At 48.5% G+C, this 19,088-nt stretch carries 16 protein-coding genes; 9 read left to right on the forward strand and 7 right to left on the reverse strand.

Translation table 11 applies throughout. The annotated features are described in order from the left end of the window. Positions 1–33: 33 nt before the first annotated feature. Both purL and pdhA read right to left on the reverse strand, forming a co-directional pair. Positions 34–2,391 carry a phosphoribosylformylglycinamidine synthase subunit PurL gene (purL, locus tag H6H02_RS17510; protein ID WP_190820053.1) on the reverse strand — a complete coding sequence of 786 codons (2,358 nt, stop codon included), beginning with the start codon at positions 2,389–2,391 and terminating at the stop codon, positions 34–36. Positions 2,392–2,577: 186 nt separating this feature from the next. Then, a complete protein-coding gene (pdhA, locus tag H6H02_RS17515) occupies positions 2,578–3,612 on the reverse strand; it encodes a pyruvate dehydrogenase (acetyl-transferring) E1 component subunit alpha (protein WP_190820055.1) in 1,035 nt (344 codons plus the stop codon). A gap of 169 nt (positions 3,613–3,781) precedes the next feature. Here pdhA and H6H02_RS17520 point away from each other — a divergent pair, with 169 nt between their 5' ends. The 6 genes from H6H02_RS17520 to H6H02_RS17545 all read left to right on the forward strand — a co-directional run bounded on the left by H6H02_RS17520 (position 3,782) and on the right by H6H02_RS17545 (position 11,626). Beyond that, positions 3,782–6,220, forward strand: coding sequence for an IMS domain-containing protein (locus H6H02_RS17520; RefSeq protein ID WP_190820057.1), 2,439 nt, complete (start codon positions 3,782–3,784; stop codon positions 6,218–6,220). 89 nt (positions 6,221–6,309) lie between these two features. Further along, a complete protein-coding gene (locus H6H02_RS17525) occupies positions 6,310–7,272 on the forward strand; it encodes an AEC family transporter (protein WP_190820059.1) in 963 nt (320 codons plus the stop codon). Positions 7,273–8,036: 764 nt separating this feature from the next. Next, positions 8,037–9,308, forward strand: coding sequence for a DUF4912 domain-containing protein (locus H6H02_RS17530; RefSeq protein ID WP_190820061.1), 1,272 nt, complete (start codon positions 8,037–8,039; stop codon positions 9,306–9,308). Between the two features lie 102 nt (positions 9,309–9,410). Continuing rightward, positions 9,411–9,980, forward strand: coding sequence for a hypothetical protein (locus H6H02_RS17535; protein ID WP_190820063.1), 570 nt, complete (start codon positions 9,411–9,413; stop codon positions 9,978–9,980). A gap of 23 nt (positions 9,981–10,003) precedes the next feature. Beyond that, positions 10,004–10,387 (forward strand): DUF2358 domain-containing protein, encoded by a 384-nt coding sequence (locus H6H02_RS17540; protein WP_190820065.1) that lies wholly within the window; start codon positions 10,004–10,006, stop codon positions 10,385–10,387. Positions 10,388–10,438: 51 nt separating this feature from the next. Further along, a complete protein-coding gene (locus tag H6H02_RS17545; RefSeq protein ID WP_190820067.1) occupies positions 10,439–11,626 on the forward strand; it encodes a TRC40/GET3/ArsA family transport-energizing ATPase in 1,188 nt (395 codons plus the stop codon). Between the two features lie 155 nt (positions 11,627–11,781). Here H6H02_RS17545 and H6H02_RS17550 read toward each other — a convergent pair whose 3' ends face one another. Next, positions 11,782–11,985, reverse strand: coding sequence for a chlorophyll a/b-binding protein (locus H6H02_RS17550; RefSeq protein WP_190820069.1), 204 nt, complete (start codon positions 11,983–11,985; stop codon positions 11,782–11,784). A 31-nt stretch (positions 11,986–12,016) separates the two neighbouring features. Continuing rightward, complete coding sequence (locus H6H02_RS17555; RefSeq protein ID WP_190820071.1) at positions 12,017–13,036, reverse strand: succinate dehydrogenase/fumarate reductase iron-sulfur subunit; 1,020 nt, start codon at positions 13,034–13,036, stop codon at positions 12,017–12,019. 452 nt (positions 13,037–13,488) lie between these two features. Here H6H02_RS17555 and H6H02_RS17560 point away from each other — a divergent pair, with 452 nt between their 5' ends. Both H6H02_RS17560 and H6H02_RS17565 read left to right on the forward strand, forming a co-directional pair. Further along, on the forward strand, positions 13,489–13,917 hold the full coding sequence (locus H6H02_RS17560; RefSeq protein ID WP_199329307.1) for an AbrB family transcriptional regulator: 429 nt from the start codon (positions 13,489–13,491) through the stop codon (positions 13,915–13,917). Positions 13,918–14,143: 226 nt separating this feature from the next. Continuing rightward, entirely contained in the window at positions 14,144–15,025 is an 882-nt protein-coding gene (locus tag H6H02_RS17565; protein WP_190820073.1) for a type II CAAX endopeptidase family protein, read from the forward strand. A gap of 27 nt (positions 15,026–15,052) precedes the next feature. Here the strand turns inward: H6H02_RS17565 and cbiE are convergent, their stop codons facing one another. The 3 genes from cbiE to H6H02_RS17580 form a co-directional block, all read right to left on the reverse strand. Next, a complete protein-coding gene (cbiE, locus tag H6H02_RS17570; RefSeq protein WP_190820075.1) occupies positions 15,053–16,339 on the reverse strand; it encodes a precorrin-6y C5,15-methyltransferase (decarboxylating) subunit CbiE in 1,287 nt (428 codons plus the stop codon). Between the two features lie 109 nt (positions 16,340–16,448). Next, positions 16,449–17,066, reverse strand: coding sequence for a cobalt-precorrin-8X methylmutase (locus H6H02_RS17575; RefSeq protein ID WP_190820077.1), 618 nt, complete (start codon positions 17,064–17,066; stop codon positions 16,449–16,451). Positions 17,067–17,115: 49 nt separating this feature from the next. Further along, positions 17,116–17,901 (reverse strand): DUF1868 domain-containing protein, encoded by a 786-nt coding sequence (locus H6H02_RS17580; RefSeq protein WP_190820080.1) that lies wholly within the window; start codon positions 17,899–17,901, stop codon positions 17,116–17,118. Positions 17,902–17,935: 34 nt separating this feature from the next. On the opposite strand from H6H02_RS17580, the gene holA reads away from it, so the two are divergent. Further along, a complete protein-coding gene (gene holA / locus H6H02_RS17585) occupies positions 17,936–18,958 on the forward strand; it encodes a DNA polymerase III subunit delta (RefSeq protein ID WP_190820082.1) in 1,023 nt (340 codons plus the stop codon). The last annotated feature ends 130 nt before the right edge of the window (positions 18,959–19,088 follow it).

Genomic DNA, 19,088 nt, shown 5'->3' on the forward strand with positions numbered 1-19,088 from the left:
AGCGATTTCTGGAAGTAAAAGGGGGAAGGTTGGCTAAACGGTTAACCGGCGTTGGATAGCATTGTGATAAGCATCGCCCATTTTCTTAATGCTAACGTCAATCAAAGTTTGGCTTTGTGTCGTAAAAACCCGTAACTCACTGTCCGGTTTTCCGACACGACCCACTCTTTCCCAGCAATCTTCCAGTTGCTCCTTTAAATAGGATTCCCAAATTCCTTGGTGTTCTTGCACGACGGAAACTAAAATTCGCGCTCCTCCCTCGCCAAAAAGGATAGAATCCCAGCGTACAGAGGGTTCTGGGGGAAGTTCCCAGTGAATTTCGGCTCCTAAGTTGCTAGCGATGCAAGCTTCTGAGAGAGCGATCGCAACTCCTCCCTCAGCACAATCGTGAGCTGAGCGAATCCAACCTTGACGAATTCCCTCCCGACAAGCAGCTTGTACCCGACGTTCCAAATCAAAATCTACGGTGGGCGGTTTACCGGCGACAATGTCATGAATGACTGACAAATACTCGGAGGCACCTAACGTGACTCCCTCTGAGGAATCCAAACGTTTTCCCAATAAATAAATTAAATCTCCCTCGGCTTGCCAAGCTTGGCTGCAAACTCGCGTGATGTCAGGAATTAACCCCACCATCCCCACCACGGGCGTTGGATAAATTGGCTGGGGATTCCCGTCAGCGTCCAGGGTTTCATTGTAGAGAGACACGTTGCCGCCAGTCACCGGCGTTCCCAATTCCCGACAAGCTTCCGCGATTCCCCGACAAGCATTTGCCAGTTGCCAATAACCCACCGGCTTTTCTGGACTCCCAAAATTTAGGTTATCCGTGACTGCTAAAGGTTCGGCTCCCACACAACTAAGATTACGAGCCGCTTCTGCGACGACTGCCTTGGCTCCTTCATAAGGGTCAAGATAGACGTAACGAGCATTGCAATCGACAGTGGCAGCAACCCCTTTATGGTTGCCCTGGGTAATCGAGTAATTTGGCGAGGGTTCTAGCGGACGCACCCGCACTACTGCGGCATCTGCGCCACCTGGAACAATCACAGTATTGTTTTGCACCTGATGGTCGTACTGACGATAAACCCAACGCTTAGAGGCAATTGTGGGAGTATCTAACAAAGTCAAGAGAATCTCATTCCAGGTGAGAAAACGACTTTGAATTTCGATGCCAGCGCTGGTACAAGCCGGAAGGCGATCGCTTGTCCACTCCCAAGCTAGACGTGCATACTCTGGTGGTTCTGCCAATAATTCCCGGTGATAGATAGGCGTATTATCTGCTAAAGCCGTTGCTGGAATTTCTGCCGCTACGCCGCCTTGAAACAGAATCCGCACAATCGGCTGTTCAATGACGGTGCCTGCTACAACTGCTTGCAGACCCCAGCGATGGAAAATATCAATCAACTCCTGTTCGCGCCCCTTGTAGGCAACAAATAACATCCGTTCCTGAGATTCAGAGAGTAAATATTCATAAGGCACCATCCCCGTTTCGCGCACTGGAATTTTGTCTAAATCCAGTTCAATTCCGACACCACCTTTAGCCGCCATTTCTGACGTGGAACAGGTAATGCCCGCCGCGCCCATATCCTGCGCGGCGGCAACAGCACCTGTTTTAAACGCTTCCAGACAAGCTTCAATTAATGATTTTTCTAGAAAAGGGTCCCCCACTTGTACCGCTGGACGGTCATCCATCGACTCATCACTAAGTTCCGCACTGGCAAAACTCGCCCCGCCCATGCCATCTCGCCCAGTTGTAGAACCTACATACAGCACTGGATTGCCAATCCCTACGGCTCCAGAGGTGACAATTTCCGGAGTTTCCATCAATCCTAGTGCCATTACATTCACTAGGGGATTGCCAGAATAAGCTGGATCAAAATAAACTTCACCGCCCACAGTCGGGACTCCCACACAATTGCCGTAGTGCGAGATTCCCGATACCACACCATTGAACAATCGTCGCGTCTTGGCATCTTCCAGAGAACCAAAGCGGAGGGAGTTTAACAAGGCGATGGGACGCGCACCCATTGTAAAGATATCCCGGAGAATCCCGCCGACTCCCGTCGCAGCCCCTTGAAACGGTTCAACTGCTGAGGGGTGATTGTGAGATTCAATTTTAAATGCGAGTTGCAGTCCGTCGCCCAAGTCTACAACACCAGCATTTTCTCCTGGCCCGACGAGAATGCGATCGCCCTCAGTCGGAAACTGCTTGAGTAATGGTCGCGAGTTCTTGTAGCAGCAATGCTCCGACCACATGACGCCGAACATCCCTAACTCAGCTTTATTCGGATGACGTCCTAGCCGTTGGACAATGTCTTCGTATTCTTCTGGTTTTATACCTTCTGCGGCAATTTCTTCGGGGGTAAACGGAGCGGATGAGATTGTAGACATGGAACCCTTGCACGAACGGCACAGGGTTAATTGTATCGATATTTCCCCGCTACTTATGCGGTAAATGTGCTTGTAACTTTAACGTATATAAAATTGTGTCAATTTTAAGGAGTTTTAAAGCGCATCTAAAAAAATAGAGTAGGCATTGCCCACCCTATTTTTGACTACCGTTATTAACGCTAACTGTTAATCATCACCGGCAAAAATATAACGGTACAGTTCGCTAGGATCGGGTTCTGGACTTTCCTCGGCAAACTTCACCGCATCGTCGATGACAGCTTGGATTTTCCGGTCAATTTCCTTGAGTTCTTCTTGGTCTACCAGATTGTGTTCTACAAGATGAGCAGCCAACTTTTTGATTGGATCGCGGGCGAACCAATATTCCTTCTCATTTTTAGAACGGAGTTCGTCGGGATCAGCTAGAGAATGACCTCGGAAGCGGTAGGTTAGGGCTTCAATCAAGGTTGGTCCTTCACCCGCACGGGCACGCGCGATCGCTTCCTGGGCGACTGCACGAACTGCTAACACGTCCATGCCATCAACTTCAACACCTGCCATGCCAAATGCATGAGCTTTCTTAAAAATCTCTGGTACAGAAGTTGCCCGTTCGTGCGCCATACCAATTGCCCATTTGTTGTTTTCCACCACATACAAAATCGGCAGTTTCCACAGCGCCGCCATGTTCAAGCATTCAAAAAATTGACCGTTATTCGCCGCACCGTCACCAAAAAAACAGGCAGTTACTTGATCGGAACCGGCATCTCCCAAAGCTTCGCGGCGGTATTTACTGGCAAAAGCCGCACCCGTAGCAACAGGAATCCCTTCAGCCACAAATGCATAACCTCCCAGCAGTTTATGCTCAGAGGAGAACATATGCATCGAGCCGCCGCGCCCCTTACTACAGCCGGTTGCCTTACCAAATAACTCAGCCATTACCTCTTTTGCAGGCACCCCAGCACTTAGAGCATGAACATGGTCTCGGTAGGTGCTGGCAACATAATCCTCACCAGGACGCATTGCCTGGATGACGCCAGTTGACACAGCCTCTTGACCGTTATATAGGTGGACAAAACCAAACATTTTGCCCCGGTAATACATCTCGGCGCACTTATCTTCAAAAAACCGCCCCAAGACCATGTCCTCGTAAAGGATCAATCCTTCTTCTTTGGTTATTTGGGTTTGATCGGCGTGAAAGACGGGTAAAATGCGTTCCTGAACCATTGATTTAAGGGATAAACTTGACGTGATTGGTTGAACGGCGGTTTTTATCTACCAAGATAAGCTTCTACTATAGAAGCTAGGGGGTATAATTATCGCACCTATTCTATCGTTTATGTTCGCTCGTACAGATACAGATTAATTTAGTTGCCTGGGGCTGAGGAAGTAGACTGTGAGAATTCCGCTCGATTACTACCGGATTCTGGGCCTGCCGATTCAGGCTACGGCTGAGCAGTTGCAGCAAGCGTATCGCGATCGCGCTCTGCAACTTCCTCGACGCGAGTATTCGGAAATTACGATCGCCGCCCGAAAACAACTGCTAGACGAAGCTTACGCGATTCTGTGCGATCCAGAACAGCGTTCCGCTTACGACGCTACATTTCTGACAAAAACATACGACCTGGATTCAGAATCAGGAACGGCAACTCGTCAGGAGGGGAACGGTACAGCAGACGCCGACCTTGACCCTTATACGCCCAGCATCGAAATTCAAGACGAGCAATTCGTTGGGGCATTGCTGATCTTACAGGAGCTAGGAGAATACGAACTGGTGCTGAAACTGGGGCGTCCCTTCCTCAGTCGTGCCAGCACCAGTATCGAAAAGGGTCGTTTGGGGAACCCTCAGCTAGTGCAACCAGATATTGTGCTGACGCTGGCATTGGCGTGTCTGGAACTAGGTCGAGAGCAATGGCAGCAAGGTCAATATGAAAATGCCGCCACCTCCCTAGAGACGGGTCAAGAATTACTGTTGCGAGAAGGGATTTTTGCCAGCTTGCGGGGTGAAATTCAGGCGGATCTTTACAAGCTTCGCCCGTACCGCATTTTGGAATTACTCGCCAGTAGTGAAGACAAAGTAACCGAACGCCGCAAAGGATTGCAGCATTTGCAAGAAATGTTGCAAGAACGCGGCGGCATCGATGGCACCGGAGACGATCAATCTGGGCTGAACATTGATGACTTTCTCCGCTTCATTCAACAGCTGCGTAGCTACTTGACCTCCACTGAACAGCAGAACCTCTTTGAAGCCGAAGCGCGTCGCCCATCGGCAGTGGCTACCTATTTAGCGGTTTATGCTTTACTAGGTCGGGGGTTTGCCCAACGACAGCCGGGTCTGATTAGACAAGCCAAGCAAATGCTGATGCGCTTAGGCAAACGTCAGGATGTGCATTTAGAACAGGCGGTGTGCGCCCTCCTCCTGGGTCAGACGGAAGAAGCCAGCCGCGCCTTGGAACTCAGCCAGGAGTACGAACCGCTAGCCTTCATTCGGGAACATTCTCAGGGTGCCCCAGACTTGTTACCTGGCTTATGTTTATACGGGGAGCGTTGGTTGCAAGCAGAAGTGTTTCCCCACTTCCGAGATTTAGCATCGGTGCGAGCTTCATTGAAGGATTACTTTGCCGATGACCAGGTGCAGGCTTACTTAGAAGAATTGCCAGTAGAGGAAGATACAACCAATGAGTGGGCAGTATTGCCGACTCAACAAGTATCTTATGCTGCGGCTCCCGTCTCGCGAGGGACAACTGACTCCCCAGGATTTCGCAGACCGGAGAGTGTGGTATCTCGCTCCAGTGCGCGGAACGGCAGTGGAGAGAATGGGGGCAGGATAAGCGATACGGCATCAAGCAACGCGCCTTTGCGTCCCAACGCTGAAGAAAGTTCCTCGCGCGATCGCCTTCAACAATTAGTGGAACAGCAATCTGATGCAGCTCATCGAACGGCGACGATGACCGCTACAATCGATCGCCCGCAAACAGGGGGAGGATCGAATTTACCGGCGGCAGAACGAGTTTCTCGGTCTCCAGAACCAGAAGGCAACGATCCGGGCTTGGCTGGGGATTCTGCCTCGAAGCGTCAGCGCCGTCGAGGGAATTTACCGGAACAAAATGAACAACCACGGGCAACGATCGCTAGTCGGTTGCGGAGACCAGATTCTGTGTCCAAGGCATCCCCCACCGGGGGAGATGTATCAGCTCGTCGTTCAGGCGGTCGTCTTCAACGTTCTGCGACTTCCTTGCGCTCGGCAAAAACCGGGAGGCTTATTTTACTCGGACTTGCCGGAATTCTCGGTTTGGGAATCTTTCTAATGCTAGCGACCGCTGCTTTCAGTTGGCTCCAGAGAAGTTTCTCTGGCCCACTCTTAGAAGGAGAGCAACCGATGGTACAGCTAGCTGTGCCTCCGGTACCCATTCCCGAACCAGGCACTAAATTATTGAGTCCGTCTGGCCCTCTAACCCAGGAAACAGCCCGACAATTGGTTCAGATTTGGCTTGCCAGTAAAGCAGATGCCTTGGGTGAAGAGCATACCGTTGAAAAGTTACAGCAAATCCTTGCCGATCCCGCTTTATCTCGTTGGCAGAAACGTGCTCAAAGCACCAAGGACAGTAACTCGTACTGGAAGTACAGGCACAAAGTCGAGGTAAAATCTGTTGAAACGAGCGATCGCAATCCCGATCGAGCCAAAGTGGATGCACAGGTGAATGAAGCCGCAGACTTCTATAAAGCAGGTAAGCTCAATCAAGCTTCTTCTTATGATGAAAGCCTGCGCGTGCGCTATGAACTGGTACGCAAGGATGGTCAGTGGCTGATCCAAGACATGAAGGTTCTGAGGTAGTCATTGGGAATTAGTCATAAGTCGGCTCGTCATCAGGCGACCGATTGTTAACGCTTGACCCGTGGCTGATGACCAGTGGCTAATAACGAATGACCGAAACCTTATTTCATGCCTATACGCCCATCATCCTGTGGACGGCACTCGGTTTTATACTCTTTAGATTTATCCCCAATTCCTTACCCAGATTGCTGGGTCGCGGTCTTTATTGGGTTGGGGTGCCGCTACAAATTCTGACGCTGGCTCGTCAGGCAAACTTATCGGAAAATGCTGGAGTGGTTCCGCTGCTTGCCATAGGAGCTTTGGCGGTCGGTTTGACCTTTGCATGGCTAAGTTTGCAGGTCTGGAAACGGTTCAGCCGTGAAAATGGAGAAAGTAAAAAGTCTTCTGTCCTGCCTTTCTTAGACCGACCTCACTGTGGGAGTTTCATCCTGTCTGCCATGCTGGGCAATACAGGTTTTGTGGGGTTAGCGATCGCTCCTTCTTTGATAAACGCGCAAGCTGTCGGTCTAGCCGTCTTCTACAGCGTCACGAATAACATTATTGGCACCTATGGAATTGGCGTCTTTATCGCCAGCTACTTTGGGCGACCTGCAAAGCGAAATCATTGGTGGATTCAACTTCGAGATATCTTGACCGTTCCTTCCCTGTGGACATTTAGTTTCGGATACTTCACCCGCTCAGTTGAACTGCCTACTTTTGTGGAATCAGGACTGCAAGCTTCTGTAGAGTTTGTCATTGCTAGCTCCTTTGTGCTGATGGGGATACGGCTTGCTCAGCTGCAAGGATGGAAGAGTTTTCAGGTTGCCTTGCTCCCTGCCCTGGTGAAAGTTGTGGTGATGCCGGGACTGGTGGGCATTGCAGCTACCCTAATCGGTTTATCGGGCGATGCCCGCTTGGCAATGGTTCTCATGGCAGGTGTGCCCACTGCCTTTGCGAGTTTGATCCTGGCAGAGGAGTACGATCTCGACCCAGATTTAGCCGCCAGCAGTATTGTCGTGAGTATCGGACTGCTGCTGTTGATGATTCCGGTTTGGCTGTTTGTATATGGTTAATCTGAAAACGTCAATACAGGAGTTCTCATTTCTGCCTGATTAATCTAGCTTTCTTGCCGATTAGGAAAAGTTGAGCCTCTGAAGAAAGCGTTCCCAAGGCAGGAGAGCTTAAGAATGAGGCCAATCTCTTTTTGCCTCTAATGATTGGGAAGGTCTCTTTTCCTCTAATGATTAGCGCAAGGAGATATTTCAACGATTGCGCCAAAAGACGATTGCCTCAAAAAAGTGAATGAGTTTCGCTCTTTTTGTCAGGATTCCCTGACATTGTAGATTTGCGTGGGAACGCTTCCAACAAGTTGACACATTACGGCGATCCCAATCCGTTCGCGAATGTCAAGATCCCCTGACATTTCGATCCCCAAGTCCCTTATAACTTCGTAGATATACCTATAATCGGCTGAAACACCCCTTGACCTAAGCCGGTATTTTTCTGCAACATGAAATTAACAAAGCGATCCCGCGATCCCAAAGAAATGCTGTAATCAGCAAATTTCTAAAATCCTGGGCGCTCAGTTAGATTCTCAATCCAGCCAAGCAAGCCAGTCAGTCTTCTCGACGGCGCAAAAACAGCCCCTATTAGAGAGTGACACCAGCTCATTCAAGACTGGATCTAACTATTGAGATGTTACGGATTTCAGCAAGGGGATAACATGGCACAACTTTCCGAAGTTAAAGAGATGCGAGATAGCATTTTGTGCTGCTTTGCTATTCAGTCTCTAGAGAAATAACCTAACTGCCGCCCAAACTACCGGAGACTATTTGTTATGGCAAAAGAACGCCCACCATTGGAAGAGATGACATTAAGGCAACTCCGTAAAGTTGCCAGTGAATGCAGCATCTCTCGATACAGCAGAATGCGTAAAGAGCAACTGCTAACAGCAATTAAAGAAGTCCAACGCACCAAGATTTCTCTCGGTTCAACTCGCATAGTGGAGGCGCAAGAAGAAGTGGAAGCAGCAAAATTTGAACTGGGTCAGGAAGATCGCACAGGTGGAACCCTTGCATCCGTAGACGAAGGTCTAGGGGATCTTCCGGGTGGCTACGGTGAAAGCCGGGTTGTCCTGATGCCTCGCGACCCGCAATGGGCATATACCTACTGGGATATCCCCAACGATCATAAAGAAGATTTGCGCCGTCAGGGAGGACAACAACTAGCGCTGCGACTCTACGATGTCACCGACGTAAATCTAGAATATCAAAGCCCTCACAGCATTCAAGAATATCCTTGCGATGAGCTAGCGCGGGAATGGTATTTGCCGATGCCCGTGAGCGATCGCGACTATGCTGTAGACATCGGCTACCGCTGTGCTGATGGTCGCTGGCTTGTCTTAGCTCGTTCCGCTCCCGTCCGCGTTCCTCCCGTCTATCCTTCAGATTGGATTGAAGACCAATTCATCACCGTTTCTTGGGAAGAAGACCTGCGCGGCAAGACTTTCCTCGAACTGGTTCCCCCTGCTAAGAAAATGGCAATGGCTGGCTACGGTAGTAGTGTAACAACAGGTGGCAACCCCATTTACGACGAAATCTTTGGCATGGCTCAGACTGTCGAAGCTCAACGGGTAGCCGGTTCATTGTTTGGTTCCATGCAGCAAGTACCTGGTTCGATGCAGTCAGCGTCCCTTGCCGACCAAGCTCTGAGTTCCTACGTCTTCCCTTCTGGCGTTGGAATGTGGGCAGTTCCTACCACATCTGGTCTTACCATGTCTGGTGCGGGAATGTCCGGTGCTGGCTTCTCAGGTTCCGGCATCCCGATGCGTCCTCGCCAGTTCTGGTTGGTTGCTGATGCTGAACTCATTGTTTACGGTGCTACCGAGCCAGATGCTACAGTCACAATTGGCGGTCGTCCGATCAAGCTGAATTCAGATGGCACCTTCCGCTTCCAGATGTCCTTCCAGGATGGTCTGATTGACTACCCGATTATGGCGGTAGCGGTTGATGGCGAGCAAACCCGCTCAATTCACATGAAGTTTAACCGCGAAACTCCATCGCGCAATACCAACACTAAACAAGAAGCCGTCGAGGAATGGCTCTCTTAAAAAAAGAAGCATGAGGCATGAATGAATTCCTCCTTCTGTCCTCAATCTTCTGTCTTTTGAAGTTTCCCCCGGCATTAGCTGGGGGTTTATTATTTGAAAACTATGAAACCTGAAGACATTACCAAAACCCTTACAGAACTCTTTACTGCCGCAGCGATTGAAGCAACTGCCCCCGGCTTGTGGCAAGTAGAAACGACTCAGATGAGGCTGCTAGTGCTACTTTCCGATGACGGTTCTTGGCTGCGAGTTCTCTTACCGATTGCACCCGCTCAAGAAGCGCAACCGTTTGTAGAACAGCTGCTAGAAGCCAACTTTGATGACACTCAGGAGACTCGTTACGCCCTGAATCAAGGGGTACTATGGGGCGTGTTTCAGCACAACCTTGAGACTTTAAATGTAGAGGATTTTTCAGGAGCGATCGCGCGACTCATTTCTCTGCATCAGACAGGTTTATCTGACTGCTTTAATCAGCTCGTTGAAAGTCGAATTAGTCAAATTATCCTGGCTGCCAAGCAGCAAGGACAATCCCTAGAAGCAACACTTCAAACCCTCGATCGATTCTACGAAGAAGGTCTCATGGGCGATCTGGATCTGCCTCCAGAGGCTCGTGAAGAAGTGCTGGCAGCATGGCGGCGTCAGTTAGAACGCCTTTGGACTGAAATCGAACCGTAGCTTCTTGTCATTCTCTAAGTCTCATGGACATTATTCAAATCCTCAAAGACGACTACCAAAGATTTCCAGAAAATCAAACCTACAGCATCTATGCAGAAGATGTCTTTTTCAAAGATCCGTTGAACAAATTTAATGGTCTTGAGCGTTACAAACTCATGATTGGCTTTATTAAAACCTGGTTTATGAACGTCAAGATGGATTTACATGACATTCGCCAATCAGGAGACACAATTCAACTTGAGTGGACTTTGAGCTGGAATACCCCGTTGCCGTGGAAGCCTCGGATCGCCATCCCCGGCTGGAGTGAGTTACGACTCAACACTGACGGAATGATTGCTTCTCATATCGATTACTGGAAATGTTCGCGTTTCAATGTGTTGAAGCAACATTTGTTACCCTTAAAATAGAGAAAAAATAATAAGTAACGTAAACAATTCTCAGATAGGAAAAAAGCATTCATGCGCGTAATTTTGATGACCGGCAAGGGTGGCGTTGGCAAAACTTCTGTCGCCGCCGCCACTGGCTTGCGTTGTGCCGAACTCGGCTACAAAACCCTCGTTTTAAGTACCGATCCCGCTCACTCTCTCGCCGACAGTTTTGACTTGGAACTGGGGCACGATCCGCGACTGGTTCGCCCAAACTTGTGGGGGGCTGAATTAGACGCTTTGATGGAATTGGAAGGCAATTGGGGCGCAGTTAAGCGTTATATTACTCAAGTTTTGCAGGCAAGAGGCTTAGAAGGCGTACAAGCCGAAGAATTAGCAATTCTACCCGGTATGGATGAAATTTTCGGTTTGGTACGCATGAAGCGTCACTATGATGAAGGCGAGTTTGACGTTTTAATTATTGACTCAGCTCCTACTGGCACGGCTCTAAGATTACTCAGCCTACCGGAAATCGGCGGTTGGTATATGAGACGTTTTTACAAGCCGTTACAGGGCATATCAGTAGCGCTCAGACCTCTAGTTGAACCGATCTTCAGACCGATTGCCGGTTTTTCCTTACCTGATAAAGAGGTAATGGACGCTCCCTTTGAATTCTATGAGCAGATTGAAGCTTTAGAAAAAGTATTGAGTGACAATACTCAAACTTCGGTGCGCCTCGTCACCAATCCCGAAAAAATGGTAATTAAAGAGTCTCTCCGCGCCCATGCTTATTTAAGTTTGTACAATGTTGCTACGGATTTAGTGGTGGCAAATCGGATTATTCCCGACCAAGTGACCGACCCTTTCTTTCAACGTTGGAAAGAAAGCCAGCAGCAATATCGGCAGGAAATTCACGAAAACTTCCATCCCTTACCAGTCAAGGAAGTTCCACTTTACTCAGAAGAAATGTGTGGGTTAGAGGCTTTAGAACGTTTAAAGGAAACGCTCTATAAAGATGAAGATCCCACTCAGGTGTATTACAAGGAAACCACGCTGAGAGTTGTGCAAGACCAAAATCAGTACAGCTTAGAACTTTACTTGCCCGGTATTGCCAAAGATAATATCCAACTAAGTAAAACCGGCGATGAATTAAATATTACAATAGGCAATCACCGCCGCAATTTGGTGTTACCGCAAGCCTTGGCAGCGCTGCAACCGGCTGGAGCAAAGATGGAGGATGATTATCTCAAAATCCGGTTTAGCACCCCGGTTCAGGTGTAGCTAGTTAATTCGGGTAAATATTAAGGCAGAATCTAGATGAGATGTGTAGGGGCGGGTTTGTGCCATGCCCCTAAAGCATAGAATTGGCGACTCACAAATCCAGGCATCTACAGATGGATTTGCCGTTTAACAAATCCATCCGTCCTAAGTGCGGATTAGCGCAAACCCAGCCAGGTAAAGAAATCCTGATGGGTGAAAAATTCCAGCACCAATAAAGCAACAAATCCTATCATTGCGAATCGCCCGTTGATTTGCTCGGCGTAGAGTGTCCAGCCAAAAGCAGGCTCTGGCTGGTTGTAATTTTCTGCGGGTATTTCTGTGGGTGATTGTTCTGGGGAAGAAGTTGTTTCGGGATTCATTGCTTTTACTTCAATCGTGATTCAATATGGGTTAAGACTCAAGGCTTTGGACAGATTCAATTAGCGATCGCACTACCTCAGCCCCAGCAGATGGCTCAAACCCTAAAGGAAACTTACCCCGAACCAACATTCTTAATCCGAGTGGCCCTAGGCTAATCATCCCCTTGATGTCTCGAAAAGAATTTCCCACAACTTGCAAACCAAACCGACGTTCATCAATCCAACCACCTTCTTTCACTAGATCAATTAATACTTTCCGGTGACGGATTGAGCGACTGGCTTGATCGTCCTTGCGGTCGAGAATTTGCTGTTTAATTTTGCCGATTTGATCCATTGGTGCCACATCCATCGGACAAACCGTATTACACATAAAACAGCGGGTGCAGCCCCAGACTCCCTTGGTGCCTTCGTTGTAATTTTCCAAACGGGATTCTATTTCATCGTCGCGAGAATCCGCGACCATTCGATAAGCCTTTGCAAGGGCGTGGGGACCTACAAAATCTGAATTGACCTCACGGGCGTTGCATTCAGAATAGCAGGCACCACACAAGATACAATTGCCTGTTTGATTGAGGCGATCGCGTTCTTCGGGTGTTTGCAAAAACTCTCGTTCCGGTACACGACTTGCGTCCGTACTCACATAGGGTTCAACGACTTCAAGATGATCCCAAAAACTCCGCATATCCACCACCAAATCTTTAATGACCGGCATATTGCCCATTGGTGCGATAGTGATTTCTGGGATGGCATCTAAGGGTCTTTGGAAGGCATCTGAAGGGGTAGCACTCGCTGCTATCTGTTGCAGCCTTTGCACTTCACTGCCAATATTTTCCTTACAAGCCAAAGCGGAACGACCGTTGATTCGCATTCCACAACTGCCGCAAATTGTGTTGCGACAATTCTTGCGAAAAGCTAAACTTCCATCCTGCTCCCACTTAATAAGATTTAGGCAATCCAGAATCGTGTTACCAGGATCGACATCCAACGTGTAAGTCTGTACTACAGGAGAGGAATTTTGCTCCTGCCGGATGACCTTAAAAAGGACTTGCATGCTTCAAAGCTCTTCATTGCTCTTAACTTCTAGTCTAAAGCTGAATTTAGGATCTGTAGATAAATCCAGCTTTGTTTGTCATGACTTGACTAGGGGGTATGGCTGATTTTTAGATACTGAAGGCTTGAAGGATAGAACAGACATCTCTCCTGCTTTCCCCTCCAAAAGATAGATTTTTAGAAGTAGATACTCTACACTTTATACTTTAAACTTTACAAAATCTCTAGTCTCTAGTCTCTAGTCGCTCCTTTAAAGGTCTGCTATCTGGTAGTAAGAACCTCAACTTTTACCAAATTACGCAATTTTGCTGAAATCTAAGAATTTGAGGGCGACCCTTGTAAATATCCTTGTGAAAGTTGAGTGACTTAACGATATATTTTTTTAGTCAGCCAAATATTGGCATAAGACGCTCTTTACTATACTGTAGATTGAAGTGTATTTTGCATATAGCGATGAGTGAAACCGCAACAGCTCCATTGACAGGGAAAGCACTGCTTCAAAAAGTAAAAGAGCTTTCACACTTACCACGGCGAGAAACAGCAAAACGCTGTGGCTATTACACCGTAACAAAGAACAACCAGACTCGCGTCAACTTAACAGACTTTTATGACGCAGTTTTAGGCGCTAAAGGTGTTCCCCTCGATCCAGAAGGAACAAAAGATGGTCGGGGTCGCGAACCAACCTATCGTGTAAGCGTACACAAAAATGGCCAAATTGTTATTGGTGCAACTTACACTGAGGCAATGGGATTAAAGCCTGGTGATGAGTTTGAAATTAAGCTGGGTTACAAGCATATTCACCTAATTCAGGTGGATGGCGGAAGTAAAACTGGAGACGATACCAGTGATGAAAGCGAAAGTGAGGTGGCGACTGCATCATAAGCGGTAATGCTTTCTGATATGGCGTTGCTTCTAACAAATTCATCGAGAAATTTGAAAGAATCAACTGCCTCTCCTTTCAAGGGAGCATCTTAGGGAAAGCAAATACACCTTTTGTAGACTAGACATAAAAGCTGCGGGGGTTCATGCTTACCCCCAGCGGTAAATAAGGCAGTTTTTTCCCAAACTTAAGGTGTTACGCTTGAGCCAATGAAAGCTGTCTTTAACAATGCCTATTTTTGATCGAGCCGATTGGTGGCTGGCATCACTTGCACAAACTCCTGCTGTGTTGAAGGCGATCGCTTTCTTCATTGTCTGGCTAGTTCTTTGGTTGCCAGTTGCGATTCCTTTTGCAGCCGTGCTGAAATGGCGACCCTTTCACCCATTGGCTGTAGAGCAAAAGCTCCCTTTATTAGCTTCGCTCTACTTAATTGCCCCTGCGATTGTATGGGGTGCCGCTTGGGTGGAGGGGGCTTTTTTTTCAGATTATGGGTTGGACTGGAAAGCATCAATATTCATTTCACTAGGACAAGGCTTCGGTTTAGGGGTGCTAAGTCTGCTAGTGGTATTTGGCATTGAAAAAGTGTTGGGCTGGATTGAGTGGCGATCTCAAGAGAATCCCCTCAATGAAGATACACAGAACCCACCGCAAAATCTGTGGTCGGTAGCCGGATCTGTCTTGCTACCAACATTACTATTGGGATTATTGATTAGTGGAATTGAAGAGTTAATTTTTCGGGGATTTCTGCTTACGGAACTCCAGCAAGATTATTCAACTTGGGTGGCGGCGGCAATTTCCAGCTTAATTTTTGCGCTGCTTCATTTAGTTTGGGAACAGCAGGAAACACTGCCTCAGCTGCCGGGATTATGGCTGATGGGAATGGTATTAGTGCTGGCTCGTATCTGTGATGATGGAAATCTCGGCTTGGCATGGGGACTTCATGCTGGATGGATTTGGGCGATCGCAAGTTTGGATACGACGAGAGTGATTCGCTACACCGGCATGGTTCCGGCTTGGGTAACTGGTTTGGGAGAAAAGCCTCTGGCGGGTGCGGCGGGAATTTTTTGTCTACTGGGAACGGGGATTTTAATCTGGCAAATTTATCTTTAAAATGATGCCTCTTTAAAATGAGCATCTTTAAAATGAACGATTTGCTGCCAGAATCGTGACGGGATTCAGCGGGGAAAACCGAGTCAACGATCCGACCGGCACAGAACGCGATAGCTGCACTTGTAACACCTGATAGTCCCATTGCTGACGCGATAACCAACCCAAAGCCTCATTCAGGTGTTCCAGCGTGGCAAGTGCCAGTACCAAGCGCCCTGAAGCAGTTAAATGGGAATTGCAGATATTGAGAATTTCCGTTAAATTGCCGCCGCTACCGCCAATAAAGATGCGGTTGGGTGCCGGGAGATTGCACAAAGCTTCTGGGGCGCTGCCATGAATCGAAATCACATTTTCTACTTGGAAGCGATCGCAGTTCTGCTGAATTAACATCGTGCCAGCAGCCGTTTTCTCAATCGCATACACGCGAGAACTAGGAAATAAACGGGCAATCTCAATCGAAACTGAGCCGGTGCCTGCCCCAATATCCCAAATAATTTGTCCTGGCTGTAGTGCTAGTTCTCCCAGTACGAGAATCCGCACTTCCCGCTTCGTCATCAAGCCAGGGCGATCGCTAAAACTCAAAAAACTCCGATCTGGGACTCCCAGCATCGGCAGCGCATCTATATCCGGTAGGGATGCGGTTTCTTTACTCCTACTCTCTGAGCCAGACGGACGTAGCAAGACAACGACATTCAAAGAAGCAAAATCTTGCTCTTGTAGAGACGCCATTAATTGTTTCCCGACACAGGGAAAAGACCGAACTCGCTCATCGGCACCACCTAAATTTTCACAAACCCAGAACTGATAAGTGCTGGGTAAATCTAAAGCGAGTAACAAACGAGCGATCGCTTCCGGCGTATTCTGGGTATCGGTTAATACAGCAATCTTCTCAATGCCCTGTTGTAGCGTTTGGGTTAACTCATCAAGCGATCGCCCGTGGGCGCTGATGACACGCGCATCCTGCCAAGGAACCTTAATCCGGTTAAAAGCCAGTTGCACCGAACTCAGATGTGGATGAAACGTTAATTCTGCTGAGGGTAGTTGAGCCACCAACAGCCGTCCTAATCCAAAAAAGAGGGGATCTCCGCTTACCAATACGACAATGCCGCCAGAACCCGCAGACAAGCGATCGCGAATTTCCTCCACTGCCTTTGCTAAATCACCCAGAATCAGACATTGGGCGGGGCAATCGGGAAAGTAGGAGAGATGGCGATCGCTCCCGATTAACAGCGTCGCCTGCTCTACAATCTCCCGCACAGCATGACTTAAACCATCTGCACCATCCAAGCCAATTCCAACAACGTGTACAAGTGTCATGAATAGCGGCTGAATGCACCGGGTAGCGGGAAGTCGCCGCTACACAGACTAGGCTTGCCTACAGAGATTGCAAATCTATTTGTCGTGACGCTAAATAGGCAGCGAATCCCTAACATTTCTCTGCCTCCCAAGCCAATAGAAGTAAAGCATTCATAATCGCGGCGGTAATGGGTGAACCGCCCTTGCGCCCCTCGATCCGAATTTGGGGTACAGGCGTCTTTTCTAGTACCGCTTTTGACTCCACTACGGAGATAAATCCAACAGGTGCGCCGATAACCAGAGCCGGTTGAATGGTTGCTGAGGGTAACTCTGCACACAACGCCAGCAGCGCCGTGGGGGCATTACCAATCGCATAAATTGCCTCTGGGAATTCCTGCCAACATTTCAGTAAGCCGGTTTCCGTGCGCGTCTTGCCGGGGAGAGCAACGCTGGCTTGTTCCACAGCGGCAATGAGGGGATTGTCAAAGGTTTGCGCCACCATTCCCGCCACTCCCTGTTTGACCATGCCAACATCTGTAACAATCGGCACACGACGGCGCAAGGCAGCGATCGCGCTTTCAATCGCCCCCTCACTAAATCGAATTAATTGGGCAAATTCAAAATCAGCGGTGCTGTGAATCGCGCGACGTACAATTGCGTACTCGGAGGTGTTAAAGCTGTGTTCGCCAATTTCTCGATCGATGAGAGCAAAACTTTGCTGGAGGATGGGATGAATGGGTAAGCTCATAAATCAGGAGTCGGCTAATAGCGATTTACACGCTATTAGCCGATTGTTTTTAAAAAGTTAAAACGGGCCAATCAGGTTCCCGATCGTACCAGGTCATATCTTCAAATTTTCGCAATTGCGCTTGGTGTGTCCAGATTTCTGGAGAATTTTCCAACCATTTGTCGTTGATTTGGGAAAGTTTTTCACACAAGCGCTCGCGGTTCAAATCCGGTGAAATATCGCCAAAATAGCCCAGCGTTACATGGGCAGTAAAACGATATTGCTGTTCAATTCCCAAAGCTATCAAACTCTGACTTTGATAGATAAACCGGCGAAACTTCAATATTCGCTCGTAAGTGCCTTCGTCCTTGGGGACTAAACAAACCGCGACTGCACGGGGCATTACCATCAATCCCAGTAACTGCCAAAGCATCGGATTACCGCCAGTGAGAGATGGCTGGGACTGCTCGAAAATTTGAGCAATGCGATCGCGCAGTTGTTCTTCAAACTCCGGATTCTCACTCGTGGCGTGCCGATAAGCACTGTCCCAAATCAAATCTGCTAAGGTTACATGAAAACTCTCAGCGGGGACTGGCACAATAAAACCAGGATCTAGCTGCTGTAGGAGTTGCTCTTGGCACGCCTTCAAGCTTTCGTAAAACGTCGCATTCTCGGATTCTTCCCCCGCAGGTGGCGTGATCACCGAATAGCCAGGGAAAGGCACGGCTTGTCTTGTCCCTGACGGGGAGGGCTTAAACTTCGGAGACTCCTGTATATGCTGTACTTGGGACTCGTAGGTTGCGGGTAGTGTTAGCCGTGCTACCCGATTTAAATAAGTGTGATAAGTCTCGTCCAATCTTAATAGCCTCGTACTTTTCAGAGATGCTTTAATGCCAATTTACCTCTACTGGGGTGAGGATGATTTTGCCCTGGAAAAAGCTGTTGACTCCCTGCGCGATCGCATTCTCGACCCCCAATGGGCTAACTTTAACTATGACAAAATTTCTCAAGCGCTACCCGATGCGGTCATCACTGCTTTAAACCAGGCGATGACACCACCCTTTGGCAGCGCCTACCGTTTGGTATGGTTGGTTGATACTACTATATGCCTGCACTGTTCGGAAGAACTACTGGCTGAACTGGAACGTACAATACCGGCGATTCCTGAGTCTTCAGTATTCTTGCTGACGACTCGCTCTAAACCCGATGGGCGTCTCCGATCTACGAAGCTGCTGCAAAACCATGCCGATATTCGAGAATTTTCTCTCATCCCACCCTGGAAAACTGAAGAACTGTTAAAAAAGGTGCGTCAGGTTGCCCAGCAAGTTGGGGTGAAACTAACCCCGGCAGCTGCCGAACTTTTAGCCCAATCTGTGGGAAATGATACCAGACAACTTTGGAACGAACTGGAAAAGTTGCAGGTTTACGCCGGTATCCCGAAGGGTCTCCCCGCCGCCCCCGATCAAGCAGGCGTATCCCAAGAGGACGCGATCGCCCTCGAAGTCGTTGCTGCTCTAGTAACATCTAATACCCAAAATAGCTTGCAGCTCGTATCGGCGATCGGAGCGGGAAATACTGCCCACGCCTGTTCGCTGGTTGCAGACTTGATCGGTCATAACGAACCCGCTTTGCGAATTGTCGCCACCTTAATCGGTCAATTTCGCACCTGGTTGTGGGTGAAACTGATGATAGAGAGCGGTGAGCGAGATGAACGAGCGATCGCTACTGCGGCAGAAATCGGCAACCCTAAACGAATTTACTTTCTCCGCCAAGAAGTCAAGGACTTCTCTGTGCATCAACTCACCTTAACCTTACCCTTACTCCTGGAATTGGAAGTCACCCTCAAGCGAGGAGCTGATCCCATTTCAACGCTACAAATGAAAGTGATAGAACTGTGCCAATTGTATCAATGAAAGCATGAATACGTAGAAGGAATTCTTTCCTCCCTACCTTTACACCTAGAGGTAGGAAGGAAAGCGCTACCCATACCGCCCAATCGTTACAGCTTTAGTAACATCCCGCTTTTTATGCGAAAGTGTGGTA

Source organism: Coleofasciculus sp. FACHB-1120, from assembly GCF_014698845.1.
In the GTDB taxonomy this organism is placed as follows: Bacteria; Cyanobacteriota; Cyanobacteriia; order Cyanobacteriales; family FACHB-T130; genus FACHB-T130.